Raw genomic sequence first — 19,667 nt, forward strand, 5'->3', positions numbered from 1 at the left:
CGCACTCCGCGCAGCGGGCGCTCTCAAGCGGCGAGCGCGGCATCGACCGCCGCCAGATAGCGCCGAAAGCCGGCATCCAGCAGCACGGTTCGCACGCGCTCGAGTTCGCGGCGCACGGCTTCATCGGCCGGCGCCTCCAGCGTGCGGGCCAGCGCGCGGCCGCGCGCGGCGAACAGCTCGGCCCAGGGCAGCGGTTCGCGTTGCGTGTACGCCTCCAGGGCGCTCGCGTAGCGCAACACGGCGGCCGGTTCGCGGGCCGCCAGCATCGCCTCGATGGCATCGCGGTAGAACCAGAGGTGGTTGTGGCCAACCGCGCCGAGGCGCAGGAGCTCCTCGCCTTCCGCGAGCAGCCGCGCACGCTCGTCGTTCGCTTCCACAGCACGCGCGAGGGCGCCCAAAGCTTTCGGCGCGCTAAACTGCGTGCCCACTTCGCGCGACATCGCGAGCGCCTCGCGAAGCGCTTTCACCGCCTCGCCGCGGCCTCCCTCGTCCAGCGCAACACGCCCCTGCATTTCCAGGTTCTGCACTTCGAAGCGACGCGCGCCCAGCTGCCGGATCACCCGCCTTTCCTGCTCCAGATGAACCCGCGCAGCCTCCATGTCGCCTAGCTCGTAGCAGACGAATACGCCGAGCGTCTCGCCCAGCAATTGCGCGCGCGGCTGCCCGATCAGCTCGGCGGCACGCACGGCGGCTATGGCGTCCTCGCGCGCCTCGCGCGCGTCGTTCAGATAGATGCGGCTGAAGCCCCGCATCGAAAGATTGGCGACTTCGATGCGGCCGAAGCCGTGCTCCCGGCTCAACGCCACGCAATCGCTGAAATGGCGAAACGCGGTGCGCATGCGCCCCTGCGCATAAGCGGCGTCGGCAAGGCCGCCGAGCGCACGCGCCTGGGGTTCCGGCTGGCCGAGGCGCCGCGCATAGGCGAGCCCGTGTTCGTGCTCGGCGCTGCAGGCATCGATCTTTCCCAGCGGAAAGAGGATGTTGCCGCGCAGATAGTGAAGGCTCGCAAGCTCGGCCACCCGATCGTCGCGCTCCGCGATCCGCTGCGCGGCCTCGAGCAGCGCCAGCGCTTCGTCGAGGCCTTCGCTCACGCGCAGACCTTCCGCGAGCCCGAGCTGGCAGCGGCACAGACCCGCGTCGTCGGGGGCGGCCGCCAGCGCCGCGCGCCAGGTCGCGATCGATCCCGCGATGTCGCCGAGATCGCGCTGGAGTTCGCCCTTGCAACAGCTGAGGGCGTGACGGTCCGCGTCTGTCTGCGCGATCTCGAGGCCCCGCTGGGCGAGGCGCAGCGCGGCCTCGAGCAGATGGGCCGCGCTTTGCGCGAGGGCTGCGGCCAGATACGCCTGCGGCGCGCGTTCGTCCTCCGCGCGGTCGAGATGCTGGGCGTGCAGCGTGGAGTCGCCGTGCGCGAACCAGTCGGCCGCACAGCGGTGCAACTCGCGCCGGCGCGCACGCAGCAGCGTCGAGTAGGCGCTCTCCTGGATCAGCGCGTGAGCGAACAGGAAGTCCTCGCCCTCCGGCAGCACGAGCGCATTGGCGAGCAGGCCGTCGCAGACGTAGCCGGGGTCGTCGATGAGCCGCCGCAGCAACGCGAGGTCGAAGCGCTGGCCGATCACCGAGGCCGCCTGGAAAGCGAGGCGGTCGCGCGGCGCGAGCCGGTCCATGCGCGCGAGCACGAGGCTGCGGATCGAGGCGGGCACGGCGCCGTTGCTGCCTTCCTCGGCGTTGCGCAGGAGTTGCTCGAGAAACAGCGGATTGCCGCCCGCGCGCTCGATGCAGGCGAGCGCGACACGCTGCGACGCGTCGATGAAGTTGCCCGCGAGGCTCAGGGCCTCGTCCTTGCGCAAGGGCCCGAGATCGATCGTCGCGAACGGGGTGTCGCGGCAGCGCGCGCGCCACGCGGCATCGATCGGATCGCCTTCCACGCGCGAGGTCGTGACGAGCAGGCCCGGGCCGTTCGCGATGCCCGCGGCAAAGGCCGAGAGATAGGCGAGCACTTCGGGGTCGGCCCAATGCAGGTCTTCGACGACGATCAGCGTCGGCGTCTGCTCGCAGGCGCGCTCGGTCAGTCGCGCGACGAGCGCCTGCTTGCCGCGCTTGCGCGCGCCGTGGTCCATCGCGTCGTAGACGGTTCGCCATTCGTCCGCGAGCGGCAGGTCGAGGAGATCGTGGAGAAACGCGCCCTGTTCGGCTTTGACGACGCCTTCGGCGGCGAGGCGCGCGGCGGCGGCCTGCCGCGCGTCGATCGAGGCGCCGGCCGGCAGGCCGAGCAGGCTGCAGACGATCGCGTGCACGGGATCCTGCCCTTTGCCCACGCCGAAATCGAGCACGAGGCCCCGATGGATCGCGAAGCCCTGCGACTGCGCGTGGCGGCGCATTTCGTCGACGAGACGCGTCTTGCCGATACCCGCTTCGCCGCGCACGTGGACGACTTGACCAGCCCGCCTCGCGACGCACGCGCGGACGACACCGTGGAACTGCTCGAGCTCCGCCTGGCGTCCGACGAAGACGCTCTGGTTCGCCTTCGCCAGCTCGCTTGCCGAGTCGCTCGCAATCGCGCGCAGCCGCCAGACCCGCACCGGCGTGTCGATGCCCTTGAAGCCCTGCTCGCCGAGCGCCTCGCAAATAGCGGTGTCGCCGAGCGCGCGCGCCACGTCATCGGCAAGCCAGGTCTCGCCGGGTGCGGCGGCGGTCTGGAGCCGCGCCGCCAGATTCACCGGCGTGCCGGTCACGGTGTAGTCGCGCGCGTCGACGCAGCCGAGCGCGCCCGCCACCACCTCGCCGCTCGCAATGCCGATATGCGCCTGCAAGGTCCGCCCCGCCTGCGCGCTCAGCTGCGTCAGCGCCTCATGGATGTCGAGCGCCGCGCGGGCCGCGCGCAGCGTGTCCGTGTCGTGCGCGCGGGGCGCGCCGAACAGCGCCATCACCGCGTCGCCGATGTGCCGGTCCGTCGTGCCGCCATAGGCGAGCACGATGCCGTCGACGAGCGCCGTGTAGCGGCCGATCAGCGCGCGCAGTTCCTCCGGATCGAGCGTACGCGAGAGCGCCGTGAAGCCGCAGAGATCGGCGAAGAGGATCGTGACCTGCCTGCGCTCGTCCGCGGCGGACGCGAGGGCATGGGGCGCCGCCGGTGCCGCCACCGGATCGCGCGCGGCGGCCGCGAGAATGCGCCTGCGATGGCCGAGCGACAGCACCCCGAGTTCTTTCAGGTCGGCATCGGTCAGTTGCGCGAGCAGCGACGGATCGATATCGTTCGCCGCGAACGCTTGTGCGTACTGCTCAAGCCCGAGGACGTTCAGCCATTGCCCGATTTCCATGTTCGCCGCCTGCGTCCAATGCCGGATGGCGCGCGCCGCCGTGCCGCGCTTTCGCTTCCGGTGCCTTCGCATTGGCTCCAATGAGCAGACGAAAAGCGTGCGCCGCTTGCCGGTGCGAACGGCGCCGGCGGTCCCGCGGATCGTGCCGATGCATACCCAGTGTAGGCGCCGGCACTGACCGCGTGTAGGCCGGGTTTGACGGCTTTCGGTCGAGGACGGATACTGGATCGCTCCCCATCGAGAGTGCGCATTCCACCGGGAATTCACGTGAAGCCGGGCAAGACCGTTTCCGTCGGCGATGTCCCGCCGCGCTCGCGCGTCGCGGGGCTGCCCGGCGATCTGGCGGCCGGGGCGGTATCGGCGCTCGTCATGCTGTGCTACGCGATGAGCCTCGGCACGATGATCTTCAGCGCCGATCTCGCCCGCTACGCGATGCTCGGCGTGCCTACCGCGCTCGTCAGCTGTGTCGTCACGGCGCTCGTGATTGCGTTGACGAGTTCGATGCGCCTGAACATCGGCGGCCCCGACAGCAATGCGGCGGCGTTTCTCGCGGGCGTGGCCGCAGGCGTCGCGAGCAGCGTGCGCGCCGACGGCGGCTCCCCGCAAACCCTGCTCCTCACCGTGCTGATCGCGATCGCGCTCTGTTCGATCGTGACCGGCATCGTCCTCTACGCGATCGGTTCGTCGAAGCGCAGCCGCTCGCTGCAGTTCCTGCCTTACCCGGTACTCGGCGGATTCCTCGCCGGCACGGGCTATCTGCTGCTGGCCGGCGCGTTCCGCGTGATGACGGGCGAGTCGCTGCAATGGCGAACGCTCGCGCTGCTGACCCATCTGCACTGGCTCGCGTGGCTCCCCGCGCTCGTCACCGGCGTGCTGGCCACCATCCTGTTGCGCACCTGGAAACACGTCGCGGCGCTGCCGCTCACGCTGGCCTTCGGGATCGTGCTCTTCTACGTCCTCCTGGGCGCCGCGGGGCTGTCGATCGACGAGGCGCGCCGCATGGGGCTGCTTCTGCCGCGCGCCGCGTTTCGGCTCACGGGGCTTCCCGAGCTGCACCTCGGCGCGCAGCTCGCGCGCGGCGGCATCGACTGGCCGGCGATCTCCGCGCACCTGCCGGAGAGCCTCGTGGTCACGTCGGTCTCGGCCGTCACGATCCTGATGAATTCGACGGCGATCGGCGCGGCGACGGGCGAAGAGATCGATCTCAATCGCGAGATGCGGGCGGCGGGCCTCGCCAATCTCGCGAGCGGGCTTTTGGGCGGTATGGTCGGCTATCAATCCTTCAATCGATCCATGCTCAACGCGCGCGTGGGCGCGACGAGCCGGATGGCGGGCGTGTTCGCATCGCTCGCATGCCTCTTCCTGCTTGCCGCATCGCCCGGTTTCGTCGCGCTCTTTCCCGTGCCGGTGCTCGTCGGCCTTCAGCTTTTCATGGGGCTGCGCCTGCTCGTGCAGTGGGTGGTCGGCGCCTGGGCGAAGCTCGCCTGGTACGAGTACCTGCTCGTGCCCGTCATTCTCGGCACGATCGCGGCGTGGGGCGTGGTCATCGGCGTGGTCGCAGGCATCGTCGCCGCGTGCGTGATGTTCACGCTGCTCTATGGCCGCGTGAGTTGCATACGCATGGAATTCGACCTTCGTACCCGGACGTCGAATGTGGAACGCAATATTGAGGAAACCGAAGCACTGCGCGGGCTCGGCGCACAGGTGTGCGGCATGTGCCTGCAAGGGTTTCTCTTTTTCGGCACGGCCAATTCGATCCTCCAGCGCATGCGCGAGCGGCTCGCCGCGCGTGCGCCCGCGCCGCTCCGCTTCGTCGTGCTCGACTTCGCGTCGACCCAGGGAATGGACGCTTCGGTATCGATCAGCTTCGTCAAGCTGCGGCAGCTCTGCGCGCAGACGGACGCCGACTTGATCTTGACCGCGCTGCCGCCGCACTCGCGCGATCTGCTGACCCGATCCGGCACGCTCAATCTGCGGATTCGCGAATTCGACACGCTCGATGCGGGCCTGGAATGGATCGAAGAGAAACTACTCGCATCCAGCGCGCTCGCGCAAAAGCGCGGCGACGACCTGAACGCGTTGCTCGCGCCGCATTTCACGGAACGTGCGCTCGCCACCCTGTCCACCAGGCTCGAAGCGCATGAACTGCTGGCGGGTCAGCCACTGTTTCTTCGCGGCGAGCCGGGCGACTCGCTATACATCATCGAACGCGGCCGGGTCACGGTTTCGCTGCCGCTCGGCAACGGGCGGTCGGTCAGGCTGCGCGCTTGCTGCCCCGGTACGGTCGTCGGAGAGATGGCCGTGTACACGCAGCAGCCGCGCAGCGCGGACGTGTACGCCGAAATGCCGACGCGCGTGTGCCGGTTGTCGCTGGCCGCGCTCGCTCTACTGGAGCAGGACGACCCCGCAGCCGCCCAGCAGTTTCATCGCTTTCTGGTGAAGGTCATCGCGTCGCGGCTCGCCCTCGCCACGGAGGCCTTGCGCGCGGTCTACTGAGCGGTGGACGAAGGATGCGGCTCGGGCTTCATGCCGCGCGCCGCAGCGGGATCGGCCTCGCCCTGGCGGTGGTGACCATCGAGCGAAATCCGCGACGTTTCCGGCAAGGACATGCCGCCAACCAGTGCCAGCAGCGAAACGGCGATCAGGTAGAACGCGGGAGAGAGGTTATTGCCGGTCGACTCGATCAGCCAGGTGGCAACCAGCGGTGCCGTGCCGCCAAAGATCGTATACGCAAGGTTGTACGTGATCGCCGAAGCGGTGTAACGAGTCCGGGTCGGAAAGACTTCCGATAGCAATGCTGCCGTGACCACACCCGACAAGACCGCGCCGACCGCCAGCATGGCCGCGCCCAGGGTTGCGAAGCGAAAATCCCCGGACCCTCCGAGCACGAACGCAGGGTAGACAGCGGCGATCAGGATGGCGCATACGGTGAAAACGGTCTTTCGTCTTCCCACGGCATCGGAATAGAGGCCGGCAAGCGGGCAGATGGCCGCCGCGAATACCAGCGCGATCACCGTGATCGACAATGCGCTCGCCCGGCTCTGATGGCCCACGACCTGTAGATAGGTGGCAAAGTAAGTCGTAAACGTATAGAACGAGAGCGCGGTCACGGAAACGAAGGCGCCCAGGCGCACAATCGCGCTTGCCTGGGTCCTGAGCGTTTCGCGAAGCGGGGCGTGGGCAAGGTCGTGATCGTGTTCGACTGCGGCAAACGAAGGCGTCTCCCCAAGACGTGTGCGCAGATAGAGTCCGACGAGGCCGATGGGCGCCGCGGCGATGAACGGGATTCTCCAGCCCCAGTTGCTCATCGCCTCGGGCGAAAGCATGGCGTCCAGTCCTGATGCCACAAGGGCTGCGCTAGCGAACGACAGGAACGTGGAGACCGGAATAAAGCTCCCGTATCGCGCGCGCTGGTGCCGCGGCGCATGCTCCATCAGGTACGCGCAGGCGCCCGCGTACTCTCCGCCAGCGGAAAAGCCTTGCACGCACCGGACGATGGCGAGCAGCAGGGGCGCGAGCGTGCCGACTGCGGCGTAGGTCGGCAGCAAGCCGATCACCGTGGTTGCGCCCGCCATGATCAAGATGGTCAGCGCAAGCGTTTTCTTGCGCCCTACCCTGTCCCCCACCACGCCGAAGAAGACGCCGCCGAGCGGTCGGAACGCAAAAGCGACGGCGAAGACTGCGAAGGTCTTCATCAATGCGATCGCCGGGTCGCCATTCGGGAAGAACTGGTGAGTGAGCAACGTTGCCAGAAATCCGTACACGGCAAAGTCGAACCATTCGACGAAGTTACCCACCGCCGCGGCAATGATCACCTTGCGAAGCGTCTTTTGATCGACCTGGGGCTGATACGCTTTCATAATCGGGCCGTCCATTGTGAAGTGAATTAGGCGTGCCTGGCACCATGAACGGACCTGAATCGCGCCGCGTCTCGAGGCGGGCGGTTTGGCGCTGAAGTCGCACGGTGATTGCCTGTACAGTAAATGCGACCATAAATGCCGCTCCTAGAACAAAGACGACAGCGTGACGCTCCAGAAGCGACATCGTGCGCGAGTGGCACTGTCTGTTTGCCCACATAAGGGGCCTCCCGGCGCTTGACGCAGTGAGCGGCGGGAAGCTAACTGACGTTGATCGCTTTCGATGCGACCCTGAAACGAGGTGAAAAATGAATCGTTCCCGCATCCTGGCCGACACTCACCATGCCGCCTTGCTCGTGATCCTTCTGGTCCACGGCGCAGCCCATGCCGGCAATCGCGCGGCGCCCCCTGCCTCACCGGGTTTCGAGCCGAGCGAGCTTTCGACGGACTGCATCGACCGGGAATATCGCGGGGAGAACCGCAAACTAGGACTCGACTACACCGACATGATCAACAACTGCGGCAAACCGGTCATCGTCACGTGGCAGTCGTTCGACAACGGTGCGCCGCAAGCGCCAGGCGGCGGGATGGGGCAATCGGCATGCATGCCGCCAGGCGGCTCCTTCACCACCGCCTCGCACCGGACAGTCGGCACGGACAGCGAGAACCTGCCGGTCAGCGTCGTGACCTGCGAGTGATGTCGGCGTCCCCGCGAGTCACGGGGGCGCGGGGCGGTTAGCGCACCTCGGCGGCCCACGCTTGTGCGTCGGCGCCGGCGGGGATGCGCATCGGGGACGACGGGTCGGTTGCGGCGCGCCACACGGCTTCGGCGACGTCTTGTGCGTGCGTGACAGGGGTCGATGTATCCGCAAAGCCCGCCAGGACCCTGCTCGCGAGATCGGCGTAGGCCTCATGGTCGAAGCCCAGCATATGCGCCCGCGCGTTGTCCGCGAAGCGGGTATCGGGCGCACGGCCCGGCAACACCAGGCGGGCGCGAACGCCGAACGGCTCGAGTTCCACCGCCATCGATTCCGTGAATGCATTCACTGCCGCCTTGCTCGCGCGGTATGCGGCGATCAGCGGGAGTGCCTTCAGCGTCACGCTCGATGTGACATTCACGACGACACCAGCCTTGCGCTGCCGAAACTGCGGCAACACCGCCTGCGTCATTGCGATCGTGCCGATGGTGTTGGTCTCGAAGAGCTCGCGCACGGTCGCGATCGGAACGAGTTCGGCCGGAGAAGCCGCGCCGAAGCCCGCGTTGTTGACGAGCACGTCGATGGGGCCCGCAGCCTCCACCGCTGCGCGAATGCTCTGCGCATTCGTGATGTCGAGCGCCAGCACGCGCAAGCGCTTCGACGACGGCAGCACATCGGTGCGCGGCGTGCGCATCGTGGCGATCACTCGCCAGTCGCGAGCCAGAAAGTAACGGGCGATCTCGAGGCCGAAACCGGAAGAGCAGCCGGTGATCAGTACGGTTTGCATGGGAACACTCCTGTGCGGTGGGTTGGATGTGCCATACGATAGATCGCCCATGCCGTACTTGCTACAATCAAACATCCGAATTTCATTCGCGAGAGTCCGGAAATGACCGACCCGTTGGCCGAAGTCGTGACGCTGCTGCAGCCGGGCGCCCGGTACTCCAAGCTCGTCCATGGGGCCAGCCCTTGGCGCATCAGCCGCGCGGATACTGGCCAGCCGTTCTATTGCGTGGTCCTGGAAGGCGGATGCCGCATCGCCATCGACGATCACGAACCCGTCGAACTGCTCTCGGGTGACTTCCTTCTGGTTCCGGCGGCCTACGGCGTCGCCAATTCGAGCCTCATGCCGCCACCGCCGGGCGTCGACATGCTGGCGCCCGTCGCGCTCGGCAACGGTGAATTCAGAATCGGTGCGCCGGATCGCCCGATCGACTCGCGCATGATGATCGGCCACTGCAGCTTCGGTTCGCCGGATGCGTCGCTGCTGGTCTCGTTGTTGCCGCAGATCGTGCACGTCCGCGGCGAGCGGCGGCTGGCCACGCTCGTGGAACTGGTGCGCGAGGAATCGCGCGAGCAGCGGCCCGCGCGCGAGGTGGTGCTCTCACGCCTGCTCGAAGTGCTGCTCATCGAGGCGCTGCGGTCCATGGCGGAAATGAACGCGTCGCCGGGCCTCGTGCGCGGGCTCTCCGACTCCCGCCTGGCGGCTGCGATCCGCAGGATGCACGAACACCCGACGCGCGCATGGACGGTCGCCGATCTCGCGAAGGAAGCCGCGCTCTCGCGCTCGACCTTTTTCGAGCGCTTCAGCCGCGCGGTCGGCGTCGCGCCGATGGAATATCTGCTCACCTGGCGCATGGCGCTCGCGAAGGATCTCCTGCGACGCAACGCAGGCGGAGTCGGCGAGATTGCGCAGCGCGTCGGCTACAGCTCCGCCAGCACCTTCAGCGTCGCCTTCACGCGGCACGTCGGCCGGCCGCCCACGCAGTACGCGCGGGAGGCACAGTTGGCCGCGGGTCGCTAGGACCGCGGTGCCGCTGCCCCGATGCAATTACAGCGTCTGCACCTGCACAGGCGCCCCGGGCTTGCCCGAGATTTTGGGGGCGACCACGAGGTAGCGGCGCTTGTCACCGGCATCGCCCATTCCCGGCGTGACCAGCTCGCGAATCTGGCCGAGCGCATTGACGATCGCCGAGCCGGCCGGATTGGACACGAAATTCGCCAGCACCTGAATGTCACCCGTGCCATCCGGGTTATCGGCGAGGCCGAGCACATAGGGCTGCTTAGGTTGCAGCCCGGTGACAGCAGCCTGTAGAACCTGCACGAGCCCCTGGTCGAACAGCGCAACCGTGGTCGGTGGATTGGCGGTATCCGCCGCCTTGCCCGCCCCCACCGGCATCAGCGAGATATGCACGCTCTGACCGGCCAGGCCGAGTGGCTGGAGATTCTGTGCCCCATCACCCTCCGGCACCGCATTCGGCACATAGGTGACAGCCTGCGGCGCCTGGCCAATGGGCACAGTCGCGACGACCGTGTTGGTGCGTGTGTCGATCGCCGCCATCGCATCGGCGTTCTCGAGACCGACATAGATGCGGCTGCCGTCCCCCGACGGCCAAAGTCCATGCGGCAAGTTGCCGACAGGGATCGTCGCGACCTGCGAAAAGTCGTCGGTTCGAAACACCTTGATCACGTTCAGGCCGCCAACAGTGACGTACGCGAACGTGCCCTTCACGTTATGGACGATGTTCACGTGATTCGTGATCGGCCCCGTGTCGAGCGTCCTGATGAGCGCGAATGGCGGCTGTGCATCGAACACCTGGACCTTGCCGGTGTCCTTGAGCGTGAACCAGACCTGCTTGCCGTCGGGCGTCGCCGCGAGATCGGGACAGAAGGGACTGGCCTGCCTGACCGTGCCGACGATCTTGTGGTCGGCCACGGAGACCACTTCGGTCTCCGGGTTGAAGGACGAACAAACGTAACCATACTTCCCGTCCGGCGAGAAGATCTGCATGCCGGGGCCGGCCGGAACGGTAATGCGGGCTTTTTCCTCGTACGTCTTGCCGTCGAGCACCGCGACGTAGTTTTCGCCGCGCACGGTAACCCAGACTTCCTTGCCATCGGGAGTGAAAAACGCCTCATGAGGCGAGCGTCCGACGTAAGTGACGTGCTTGACGGCGTTGGTCTGCGTGTCGATGAACGACACCGAATTGGATCCGATCGAGACGACCGCGATCGTATGATGGTCCGGCGAGTAGCCCATGCCGTGCACGAGCAGTTGCCCCTTGTACAAGGGGCTGAAATTGCCCGGCGAGGGATCGCCGAGACGGATCAGGCCGACCAGCCTGTTGTCCGCGGGGTCGACCACCGACACCGTGTTCGAAAACTGCTCGGCCGCGTAAACGCGATCGTGGTGGCTCACCGGAACGTCAGGATCGGACAGCGATCCCGGAGCCTGTCCGCCCCAGGCGAACTGCATTGCGGCCAGCGCGGCCGCCGACAATGCGATGGCGAAAGACGATTGGCGTTTCATCACTGGTCCTCGCGCTTGGGGTTGGGCAGGTTCATTTGAATGCCTTGGCGGGATGTGGGGTGGAAAGGCACAGCAGGGATGGAAGCCGGCCTTTGCTGATCCGGTGCGGCAACCTGCGGAGGCAATGGCTGACCGAGCGCCACGCGCATGGCAACGATTTCCTGTTGTTGCTCGACGACGATCTCCTGCGCGATGCGGCGCAACTGTTCGTTGTGCCCATAGCGCAGTTCGGCCTGTGCCATGTCGATGGCGCCTTGATGGTGAGGCACCATCATTGCGACGAAATCACGATCGACGTCGCCTGTCGGCGTCACGGTCATGTCGTCCATCATCCTCGCCATGGCGGTATCGTTCTCGGCCAGGAAGGGCGCTTCGTCGGGGGCCGCCGGTTGGGAACGTGAAGCGGACGCGGCAGAACCGCAAAACGACAGGATCGTCAGCACGACGACGGCACTCAGGAACATCCGCCCGGCATGAGGACTTGAGGTATGCACGATGGTTCTCCCGTTGTGGCAAACCGGTGTCTCATGACAGTGAACCCGTCAGAGGCGGCGTTATTCCGCCCCTCGCGCAGTTTTCGCAAAAGTGGAGGTTAGAAGCCGAAGCACCGCCTGCCGCTATCACTCGCGCGCCAACCGCTGCTGCCCCGCCACGGCTTGCCTATTTCGCCTCTTCCACGCGCCGCTCGTCGGTCGAGCTGGGAAATCGGGTCTGCCCATAACGGATGATCAGCACGCCCAGCGCAATCAGCACGATTGCCACCGCGGAAGCCAGCAAATGCAGTTCGGTGTTCGCGCCCGCGCGCAGGATGAGGTCTCGTGCAATCGAGACCATCGCAATGTAGAGCGGGAAGCGCACGGGCAACTGCCCGGCCTTGAGGTACTGCCCGACCATCGCGAATATCTCGAGATAGAGGAACATCAGCAGCAGATCGGTCAGGGTCACGCCGTCCGAATGCACCATGTGCCAGATCAGCGCGGCCACGGCCGCCACTGTGCCGATTCCGATGATGAACAGGCCGAAGAGTTCGGCCAGTTCCATGGCGCGCTCGAGGCGCTCCTTGATCGCTCGTTGCAGAGCGTTCTCGTACTTCATCTTCGCGATTCCCATAGATACGGAACGGCGATAGTAGCGCGGCAAGATGAAAGTTCGAAATGCGGAAAGAAATACGCTGCGGCGTTGGGAGCCGGCGTGAGGCCGAAGTGGAGAGGATCGCGGCGGCGCGCTAGCGCCGTCGCACATCAACGCTGTGTCACCGGCAAACTGGCAGTTCCGCAGCGCGGGCTCTGGCTTGCTGCGCCGCCGCCGCGTTGTATGCGTCCCTGTTCTGCGACGCATACTTGTACTGCTGATCTGCAACGGTAAATTGCTGGAGTTCCCGGCTGCATCGATCGCCGGAAGAACTGTGGTTCTGGCATCGGCGCACGGTGACCAGCGCCTGCAGCCGCTGGTTATCGGCCGAGGCGTAATCGTTGCCGATGCGATAAGCGTCGAATCCCTGAGTGATCGCGGCAACGCGCGCCTCAGTCGCAGCGTGCTGCCGCGGGGTGGCACAAGGGGAACCGAAGCGGGATTGCGTCTGCCCGAACGCGTGCATGACGACAAGGCACAGGGTCAATCCGAGCCATGAAGATTTTCGCCGCATGCCATTCCTCGTACTTTCCGGTTATTCGCGCTCCTCTATATGCCGCCAGCGCGTGAATTCAATGTAGAAAGCCGCCCGCAACCGATCAAGAAGATTCGTACCGCGTGTTGGCAGCATGGGTGATGTACCGCACAGAGCGTGCGGAATTCGACATGTTCGAAAACGTACCGATACGCGGGCGACCGCCTGCGTACGTGACATCAGCGCTTGCGCGCCACGCCGGCGCAATGAGGACTAGCATATCGTCAGTGGATTGAGCAATCTGGTCGAGGGGCTCGATGGCCGACCTGCCTCTTCTGCACTTGCGAACGCACCGGATTCCGCCAGAAGCTCTGGCACGCCATCGGCCGCCAGGGAGCGTCAAATGGACAGAATCGCGCTGGCCTGTGTGGCCGTCCTCGGTCTCTTGCTGTTTGGTCTCGGCGTGTCGATCTCCATACTGCGCTTTCGCCAAGGCACGCTCTCGGGCTGCGAGCCCGACCCGTCGAGTCTCTTGTACAAGTTCGTGCGCGCGCATGCGAACACCGCCGAGTATGTCCCCTTCCTTGCGGTGCTTTTTCTCTACCTGGGCGCGCGCTCGCCTTCGCCTGCCACGCTCGCGCTGATGGTCGCCGCAACCGTGTGCCGCTGCCTCGAGGTGATCGGACTGCTCGCCTTTCGTACGATGGCGAAGCCCAATCCCGCGAGATTTCTCGGTGCGCTCGGCACGTATGCGGCCGGGATCGCCCTGAGTCTCGCGTTGCTGCATTGAGTCATGGCGCCGCGCCGGACTGTTGCCCGGCCGGGCCTCAGCGCGCGACGACCATGCACACCGCTGTCGCCGTGGCAACGAGCTTATCGTCCTGCCAGAGTTCTCCGTTCACGTTGCACACGCCGCGCCCCCTGCGCACGAGCGTCGCGCGGCCGATCAGCTTGCCTGGCTTCGCGGGCCGCAGAAATGAGGTGTTCAGGTTCAGCGTCGCGCAGTGCTCGCCTTCGGCCAGCGTGGAGACGACGAGCGTCGCCGTTACGTCGTCGAGCATGGCGCACAGCATGCCGCCTTGTACCTGTCCCGCCGGGTTCAGGAAGGCGGGCGCGCCGATGTACTCCGCTTCGAGCGCATCGTCGGTCAACGAAACAAAGGTGCCGCCCAGCGTCGTGGTAATGGGCGGCAGCGAGCCATGCTCGCCGTAGACACGGGCAACCACGGGCTTTTCGTCGATTTCCATGGATGGTTTCCTTATTGGCGCTTCATGGATCATTCGCCACGAAAGACCGGCCTGCGCTTTTCCTTCCACGCGAGGGATCCTTCGCGAAGGTCGTGGGAAGCATCGGCCCGCGCTACGTCGCGCTGGAATTCAGCCGCGTCGAGCGTGCCGTTCGCAATGCGGTTCAGATACTTCTTCATGCCGAGCAGGGCAAGCGGCGCCATGCCAGCGAGTTCTCCGCTCAGACGCTCGACTTCATCGGATAACGTTGCGTGCGCAACGACCCTGTCGAGAAAGCCGCAGGCCAGCATTTGCGCGGCGTCGAGCGTGGCCGCGCACAGCAGCAGCTGCTTCGCCACGTTCAAGCCAAGGCGCGAGACGTAACGCTGCAAACCGCCGCGGTAGAACAGCAGCCCGAGCCGCGCTGCCGGCACGAACATCTCGCTGCCCTCCACGCCGATGCGAAAATCGCACGCAAGCGCGAGATCGGTCGCACCACCATAAACACCGCCGTTGATCGCGGCGATCGTCACGGGGCGCGCCTGCTCGAGCTCATCGGCAAGCGCCTCGAAACTCGCCGCCGCATTGTCGTCCGCGAGGCTGCCGATATTGAAGCCCGCGCAAAAGTGGCGGCCCTCGGCGCACAGGCGCAGCACCAGCACGTCGCGCTTCGCGTTCACGTCGCGGATGAAACCGCGCAGCGTGGCGAGGTCCTCCGGTTCGAGACGGTTCGCCCTGGCCGGGCGGCGCAGCGTAATCGTCGCAATCGCGCCCGCGATGGTGAGTTCGGGCGCAAGGCCCGGCGAGTGGGCGGGTTTCGAGGTCATGTCCGGGCTCAATGGAAGTTGTAGATCTGCATTGTCGTCTCCCCGGCCTCGATGCGCTTGCAGATCGCCGCTTCGTCGGCCTCGCGTTGCGCACCCTTCGCCACGACCTCGGCCGCGCGCGCGCGCGGAATCACCACCACGCCATCGCGATCGCCGACGATCAGATCGCCCGCGCTCACCGTCACGTTGCCGATCATCACCGGCTCGTTGATCCAGCCGATCGCGCCATAGTCCTTGCCGGTGCCGCGAATGGCAAGCCCGCGCGAAAAGACCGGAAACCCGATCGACTCCAGCAGGTCGGCGTCGCGCACCGCGCCGTCGATCACGAGACCCGCGAGCCCGCGCACTTTCGCGGCCGTCGTCATCACCTCGCCCCAGTAACCGTGCTCGTACACGCCGTTCGTGTAGACCACCAGCACGTCGCCCGGCTGCGCGAGCAGAATCGCGCGGTGCAGCCAGAGGTTGTCGCCGCCGGGCGAGTGCACGGTGACGGCCGTGCCGCAAATCCGGAAACCCGGCGCCACCGGCTTGATGGCGGCCGGCAATGCGCCGATCTTGCCGCCGGCTTCATGCAGCGTGGCCGCGGGCACGCGGCGCGCGTCCTCCACCACGCTCTTGTCGACGCGTTCTATCGCAGTGCGAATCGTCGTGCTCGAATCGTGCTCGTTCATGTTCATTTCCCCCGCGTCTGCAACTGGTGATACTTGAACTGCTTGCGCGCTTCGTCAAGACGCATGCCGCCACGGCACGCCTCGCGAATCGCTTCTTCCGCGTGATGGATCATTTCTGCTGCTTCGAGCACGGTGTCTTCGTGTTCGTGCGGAATCACGATCACGCCATCGGCGTCGCCGCGCAGAATGTCGCCGGGCTGCACGCGCGCCTCGCCGATGTTCACAGGAATATTGGTCGCTTCCACCTGCACGCGGTCTTTGCCCGTGCGCATCCAGTGATCGCGGCTGAAGATCGGATAGCCGAGCTTCAGGCACAGCGCGACGTCGCGGCAGATGCCGTTGATGACCGTGCCGGCAATGCCGCGGCGGTGCGCGATCTCGGTGAGAATGTCGCCCCACACGGTCGCGTCTTCGCGGCCGCCGTTATCGAGGACGATGACCGCGCCTTCGGGCACGTCGTCGATATAGTCGCCCACCGTGCCGGGCGGATTGGCCGCAGGACCGTACTTGAGGGTCCATGCGCGCCCCGCGAGGCGGAAGTCGGTGCTGCGCGCCTTGACCTTGTAGCACTGGCCGTTGATGCCGAGTTTGTCGAGCGCGTCGGAAAGCGTGGCCGTGTCGAGCTTGCCTGCGCGTTCCACGTTGCGGTCGCTGCGCGCGGCGGGATTGTCGTTCGTCGTCATGGTTGCGGAATCTTTGCAGTGAACTGGAAATGGGGATGCGCTCAGGCGAGCATGTGTTCGTAGTTGCCGCCCATCACCTTGCCGACCGGCGCGCCCGCGAGAATCGCCTTCGCCATCGCAGCTTCCTTCGCGACGATCGTCTCGGCGGTCTCCAGCACAGAATCGATGTCGGCCGCGCGGATGAAGATCACGGCGCTGTTGTCGGCCACGACATAGTCGCCGGCCTCCACCTGCACCTCCCCGATCTGCACCGGCACGTTGGTGCCCTTCTCCACCACGCGGCCACGCGCCGTGCGCGCCGTGGTCGAGCGGCTGAACACGGGCAGCTCATAGCCGATGGCTTCGTCGATATCGCGCACGTGGCCGTCCGCCACCACGCCCGCCACCTGGCGCACCTTGGCTGCGAGCGACAGCAGGCCGCCCCAGCAACCGGCTTCCACGCCACTGCGTTGCTCGACCACGATCACGTTGTCGGACCCGGCCTGCTCGACGGCGGCGCAGCCCAGATGCACGGGCGGTCCCGGCGGCGCTTCGCCCGTGCCGAGCTTGACGGTGATCGCGCGGCCCGCAATGCGGCCCTGGCCCGAGCGCTGCGGCAGCCCGCTCACCACGCCGGGGAGTTTGAGTTTGTCGAGCGCGTCGGAGACGGCGCAGCAGTCGAGCCGCCGCAGGCGCTGTACGTTTTGGTCAGCCATGTCGTTGTAAGGTCCTGATTGAATGCATATTGGTCAATCGAGCGTGCGCCACGCCGCGAAACACAAGCCCGTGCCGGTCAGCGCGGGACTGCGGTAGCCCGGTATGTACGAGACCCAGTCGAGGTCGAGCGACTTCACCGCCTCGACCGCGATGATCCAGTTGCGGATTTCCGAACTGCCCGCCTGCAGTTGCTTCGGGTCGAGGGCGGCGAGCCACGCGCTGTCCTTGCGGCGAATCGCTTCGATAATGCCGTTGTCGAGTTCTTCGTCCACCACGAAGTGCGAGAGGCCGCCCGAGGCGAGCACGCCCACGCGCAGGTCTTCGGGATAGGCCTCGATCAGTTCGCGCAGCGCGGCGCCAAGCTGGATGCAGCGGCGCGGCGTGGGCTGGTTGGGCGGATCGAATGTGTTGACGATCACCGGAATCACGGGCAAATCCGTGCCCTGCAGATAGCGGCGGTGAATGAACGAGAACGCGTGGCCCTCGTACTGGCCGCGCTCGAGGCCGTCCATTGCCGCGATGTCGAAGTCGCGCTCGCAAAGCTCGCGGATCATCCAGCGGGCCATCTCCGCCTTGACGGGGTAGTGCACGTCGGCGTCGGGTTCCTGGCGCATGGTGCGGGCGCGGGCGTACCAGCTGTCGTTGGGGCTCGTCTCGCGCTTCGCGTTGCGGATCGTCTCGCCGTAATAGATCGCGAACGCCGGGTTGTTCGTGGTGCGAAACAACTCGGTCTGGTCGTCGCCCACCACGAACAATACGTCGAGCTTCGCGGCGCGAATGCGATCGCGCAGCTCGTCCATTGCCGCTTCGGCCTGGTCGTAGCGTTCGCCCATCTTTTCCGGCGTGACCATCGCTTCGGCTTCCCGGGGCGCGCGCTCCAGCAGATCGCCGTAGCTGACGTGGTTGCCCGCCCTGTCGAAGTAATGCGGGTTCTTCGGGTCCACCGCGCGAAAACCGTGTTGCCAGTCTTCGCGCTGCGACACGAGCATGATGCTGTGCGACGAGCCGAATGCGGCTACGAGGCGTGCCATTTCGTCTCCTTCTCCTGAATGTTGTTGCCCTGCGCAAACGTGTTCAAACCACGAACGCCGCGCGCCATTGTTCGATCTGCTCGTCCGCGTAGCCGAGTTCGCGCAGGATGGCCTGCGTATGCTCGCCCTGCTCGGGCGCGAGCCTGGGCGACGCTTCACGCGGATAACGCGAGAGGCGGAACGGCTGGCCCACGAAGGCCACCGCGCCCTTGCCGGGCAGCTCCACCGGCCACGCCATGCCGAGATGCTTGACCTGAGGGTCCTCGAACACTTCGTCGATGCGGTGAATCGGCCCGCACGGCACGCCCGCCTTGATCAGGACTGCGGTCCATTCCTTCGTGGTGCGGGTCTTGAACACTTCGCCCACGGCCCGGTTCACGGCGTCGCGGTTCGCCACGCGTGCCGGGTCCGAGTCGTAGCCCGGAGCGCGCGCGAGATGCTCGAGGCCGAGCGCCTCGCACAGGCGCGTCCACATCGTCTGCCCGATGGCCGCAAGGTTCAGGTAGCCGTCCTTCGTCTGGAACACGCCGGTCGGCACGGTCAGCGGGTGCTCGTTGCCCACCTGCTGCGGCACCTTCTTGTCCACGAGCCATTGCGCCGCCTGGAAGTCGAGCATCGCCAGTTGCGCCTCGAGCAGCGAGGTCTGCACCCACTGGCCCTCGCCCGACGCTTCGCGTTCGAGCAGCGCCGTGAGAATCGCCATCGCGCAGAAGTGGCCCGCGCAAAGATCGGCGATGGGAATGCCCACGCGCATCGGGCCTTCGCCGGGCTTGCCGGTCACGCTCATGAGGCCGCCCATGCCCTGCGCGATCGAATCGAAGCCCGGCCAGTTCGCATACGGGCCGTCCTGGCCGAAGCCCGAGATGCTCGCGTAGACGAGGCGCGGATTGATCGCGCGCAGCGCGTCCGGGCCAATGCCGAGGCGGTCTTTCACATCGGGCCGGAAGTTCTCGATGAACACGTCCGCGCGCTTGACGAGTTCGTGAAGGATCTCGCGGCCGGCGGGGTCCTTCATGTTCAGCGTGAGGCTTTCCTTGTTGCGGTGCAGGTTCTCATAGTCGGCGCGGTTGTGGTCGCGTCCGCCGATCATGTCGTCGCCGCCGGGCGCGCCGGGCGGGATTTCGAGCTTGATCACGCGCGCGCCCATGTCGGCGAAGAGGCGCATGGCCGTCGGGCCTGCGCGCACGCGCGAGGCGTCGATGATCGTGAAGCGCGAGAGCGCGCCTTTGCGGGCAGCCGCGCTTGCCTGGCCGCTTGCCTCGTAATCGTTGAATGCTTCGGTCATGGACGTTCTCCCTCAGGCCGGCGTGAACATCGCAACGGGGTAGCCGCCGTCGCTCGGCTTGAACGTCACCCGCACGCGTTGTCCGATGGCGAGCGCGGCCGGGTCGCAGTCCACGAGATTGGTAAGCATCGTCACGCCTTCGTCGAGCGTCACGTAGGCGAGCGTGTAGCGCGCGTCCTCCTTGCCCATCGTGGTGTACGAGTAAATCGTGCCCTGCCCGGCGGACTCGACCCACTCGGTTTCGGCGCTCAGGCAGTGCGGGCAGATATCGCGCGGGTAGTAGTGCGTCTCGCCGCACGCGGCACAGCGCTTCAGGAGCAGGCGTCCTTCCTTCGCCGCCTCCCAGAACGGCAGCGCCTCGGGCAACACACGCGGCGGCGCAATACGGCGCGGGGCAGCTGGTTTTGCGCCCTTCTCCGCGACTTTCTCCACTGCGGGATTCTGATTAGTCGTACTCATC

At 66.3% G+C, this 19,667-nt stretch carries 19 protein-coding genes; 4 read left to right on the top strand and 15 right to left on the bottom strand.

The annotated features are described in order from the left end of the window. Positions 1–23 precede the first annotated feature (23 nt). Positions 24–3,317, bottom strand: a complete 3,294-nt coding sequence (locus tag VSR34_RS22555) for an adenylate/guanylate cyclase domain-containing protein (RefSeq protein WP_342963602.1) — start codon at positions 3,315–3,317, stop codon at positions 24–26. A 267-nt stretch (positions 3,318–3,584) separates the two neighbouring features. Here VSR34_RS22555 and VSR34_RS22560 point away from each other — a divergent pair, with 267 nt between their 5' ends. Beyond that, entirely contained in the window at positions 3,585–5,813 is a 2,229-nt protein-coding gene (locus tag VSR34_RS22560) for a SulP family inorganic anion transporter (RefSeq protein WP_028212458.1), read from the top strand. On the opposite strand, the gene VSR34_RS22565 is transcribed toward VSR34_RS22560, so the two are convergent. After that, positions 5,807–7,177 carry an MFS transporter gene (locus VSR34_RS22565; protein ID WP_154671238.1) on the bottom strand — a complete coding sequence of 457 codons (1,371 nt, stop codon included), beginning with the start codon at positions 7,175–7,177 and terminating at the stop codon, positions 5,807–5,809. The genes VSR34_RS22560 and VSR34_RS22565 overlap by 7 nt on opposite strands. 305 nt (positions 7,178–7,482) lie before the next feature. Between VSR34_RS22565 and VSR34_RS22570 the strand changes: the two genes are divergently transcribed. Continuing rightward, positions 7,483–7,872: a hypothetical protein gene (locus tag VSR34_RS22570; protein WP_342963603.1), complete on the top strand. Its 390-nt coding sequence runs from the start codon at positions 7,483–7,485 to the stop codon at positions 7,870–7,872. 37 nt (positions 7,873–7,909) lie between these two features. Here VSR34_RS22570 and VSR34_RS22575 read toward each other — a convergent pair whose 3' ends face one another. Further along, positions 7,910–8,659, bottom strand: a complete 750-nt coding sequence (locus VSR34_RS22575; RefSeq protein WP_342963604.1) for an SDR family oxidoreductase — start codon at positions 8,657–8,659, stop codon at positions 7,910–7,912. Between the two features lie 102 nt (positions 8,660–8,761). Here VSR34_RS22575 and VSR34_RS22580 point away from each other — a divergent pair, with 102 nt between their 5' ends. Continuing rightward, the gene (locus VSR34_RS22580; protein ID WP_028212455.1) at positions 8,762–9,676 is read left to right on the top strand and encodes an AraC family transcriptional regulator; all 915 of its coding nucleotides are present in this window, start codon (positions 8,762–8,764) and stop codon (positions 9,674–9,676) included. Between the two features lie 27 nt (positions 9,677–9,703). On the opposite strand, the gene VSR34_RS22585 is transcribed toward VSR34_RS22580, so the two are convergent. From VSR34_RS22585 to VSR34_RS22600, 4 genes are all read right to left on the bottom strand, one after another. Then, the gene (locus VSR34_RS22585; RefSeq protein ID WP_028212454.1) at positions 9,704–11,182 is read right to left on the bottom strand and encodes a YncE family protein; all 1,479 of its coding nucleotides are present in this window, start codon (positions 11,180–11,182) and stop codon (positions 9,704–9,706) included. After that, positions 11,182–11,646 (bottom strand): DUF305 domain-containing protein, encoded by a 465-nt coding sequence (locus VSR34_RS22590; RefSeq protein WP_342963642.1) that lies wholly within the window; start codon positions 11,644–11,646, stop codon positions 11,182–11,184. Before VSR34_RS22590 ends, VSR34_RS22585 begins: the two co-directional genes overlap by 1 nt. Before the next feature lie 196 nt (positions 11,647–11,842). Continuing rightward, positions 11,843–12,277, bottom strand: a complete 435-nt coding sequence (locus VSR34_RS22595; protein ID WP_036019277.1) for a phosphate-starvation-inducible PsiE family protein — start codon at positions 12,275–12,277, stop codon at positions 11,843–11,845. A gap of 157 nt (positions 12,278–12,434) precedes the next feature. After that, positions 12,435–12,827 carry a hypothetical protein gene (locus tag VSR34_RS22600; RefSeq protein WP_154671239.1) on the bottom strand — a complete coding sequence of 131 codons (393 nt, stop codon included), beginning with the start codon at positions 12,825–12,827 and terminating at the stop codon, positions 12,435–12,437. 364 nt (positions 12,828–13,191) lie between these two features. Between VSR34_RS22600 and VSR34_RS22605 the strand changes: the two genes are divergently transcribed. After that, positions 13,192–13,578 carry an MAPEG family protein gene (locus tag VSR34_RS22605; RefSeq protein WP_028230931.1) on the top strand — a complete coding sequence of 129 codons (387 nt, stop codon included), beginning with the start codon at positions 13,192–13,194 and terminating at the stop codon, positions 13,576–13,578. Between the two features lie 37 nt (positions 13,579–13,615). On the opposite strand, the gene VSR34_RS22610 is transcribed toward VSR34_RS22605, so the two are convergent. From VSR34_RS22610 to VSR34_RS22645, 8 genes are read right to left on the bottom strand one after another with little or no spacing between them, the layout of a single operon-like run. Next, positions 13,616–14,035, bottom strand: a complete 420-nt coding sequence (locus tag VSR34_RS22610; RefSeq protein WP_342963605.1) for a PaaI family thioesterase — start codon at positions 14,033–14,035, stop codon at positions 13,616–13,618. Between the two features lie 29 nt (positions 14,036–14,064). Next, the gene (locus VSR34_RS22615; protein WP_342963606.1) at positions 14,065–14,841 is read right to left on the bottom strand and encodes an enoyl-CoA hydratase/isomerase family protein; all 777 of its coding nucleotides are present in this window, start codon (positions 14,839–14,841) and stop codon (positions 14,065–14,067) included. Between the two features lie 8 nt (positions 14,842–14,849). Further along, the gene (locus VSR34_RS22620) at positions 14,850–15,512 is read right to left on the bottom strand and encodes a 4-carboxy-4-hydroxy-2-oxoadipate aldolase/oxaloacetate decarboxylase (RefSeq protein ID WP_028230934.1); all 663 of its coding nucleotides are present in this window, start codon (positions 15,510–15,512) and stop codon (positions 14,850–14,852) included. Positions 15,513–15,514: 2 nt separating this feature from the next. Continuing rightward, positions 15,515–16,195, bottom strand: a complete 681-nt coding sequence (locus VSR34_RS22625) for an RraA family protein (protein WP_028230935.1) — start codon at positions 16,193–16,195, stop codon at positions 15,515–15,517. A gap of 41 nt (positions 16,196–16,236) precedes the next feature. Continuing rightward, entirely contained in the window at positions 16,237–16,890 is a 654-nt protein-coding gene (locus tag VSR34_RS22630; RefSeq protein ID WP_028212445.1) for a dimethylmenaquinone methyltransferase, read from the bottom strand. A 33-nt stretch (positions 16,891–16,923) separates the two neighbouring features. Beyond that, complete coding sequence (locus VSR34_RS22635) at positions 16,924–17,922, bottom strand: protocatechuate 3,4-dioxygenase (RefSeq protein ID WP_342963607.1); 999 nt, start codon at positions 17,920–17,922, stop codon at positions 16,924–16,926. 43 nt (positions 17,923–17,965) lie between these two features. After that, positions 17,966–19,207 (bottom strand): CoA transferase, encoded by a 1,242-nt coding sequence (locus tag VSR34_RS22640; RefSeq protein ID WP_028212443.1) that lies wholly within the window; start codon positions 19,205–19,207, stop codon positions 17,966–17,968. Between the two features lie 12 nt (positions 19,208–19,219). Continuing rightward, positions 19,220–19,666, bottom strand: coding sequence for a Zn-ribbon domain-containing OB-fold protein (locus VSR34_RS22645; protein ID WP_342963608.1), 447 nt, complete (start codon positions 19,664–19,666; stop codon positions 19,220–19,222). Position 19,667 lies beyond the last annotated feature (1 nt).

The organism is Paraburkholderia sp. JHI2823, from assembly GCF_038900695.1.
In the GTDB taxonomy this organism is placed as follows: Bacteria; Pseudomonadota; Gammaproteobacteria; order Burkholderiales; family Burkholderiaceae; genus Paraburkholderia; species Paraburkholderia mimosarum.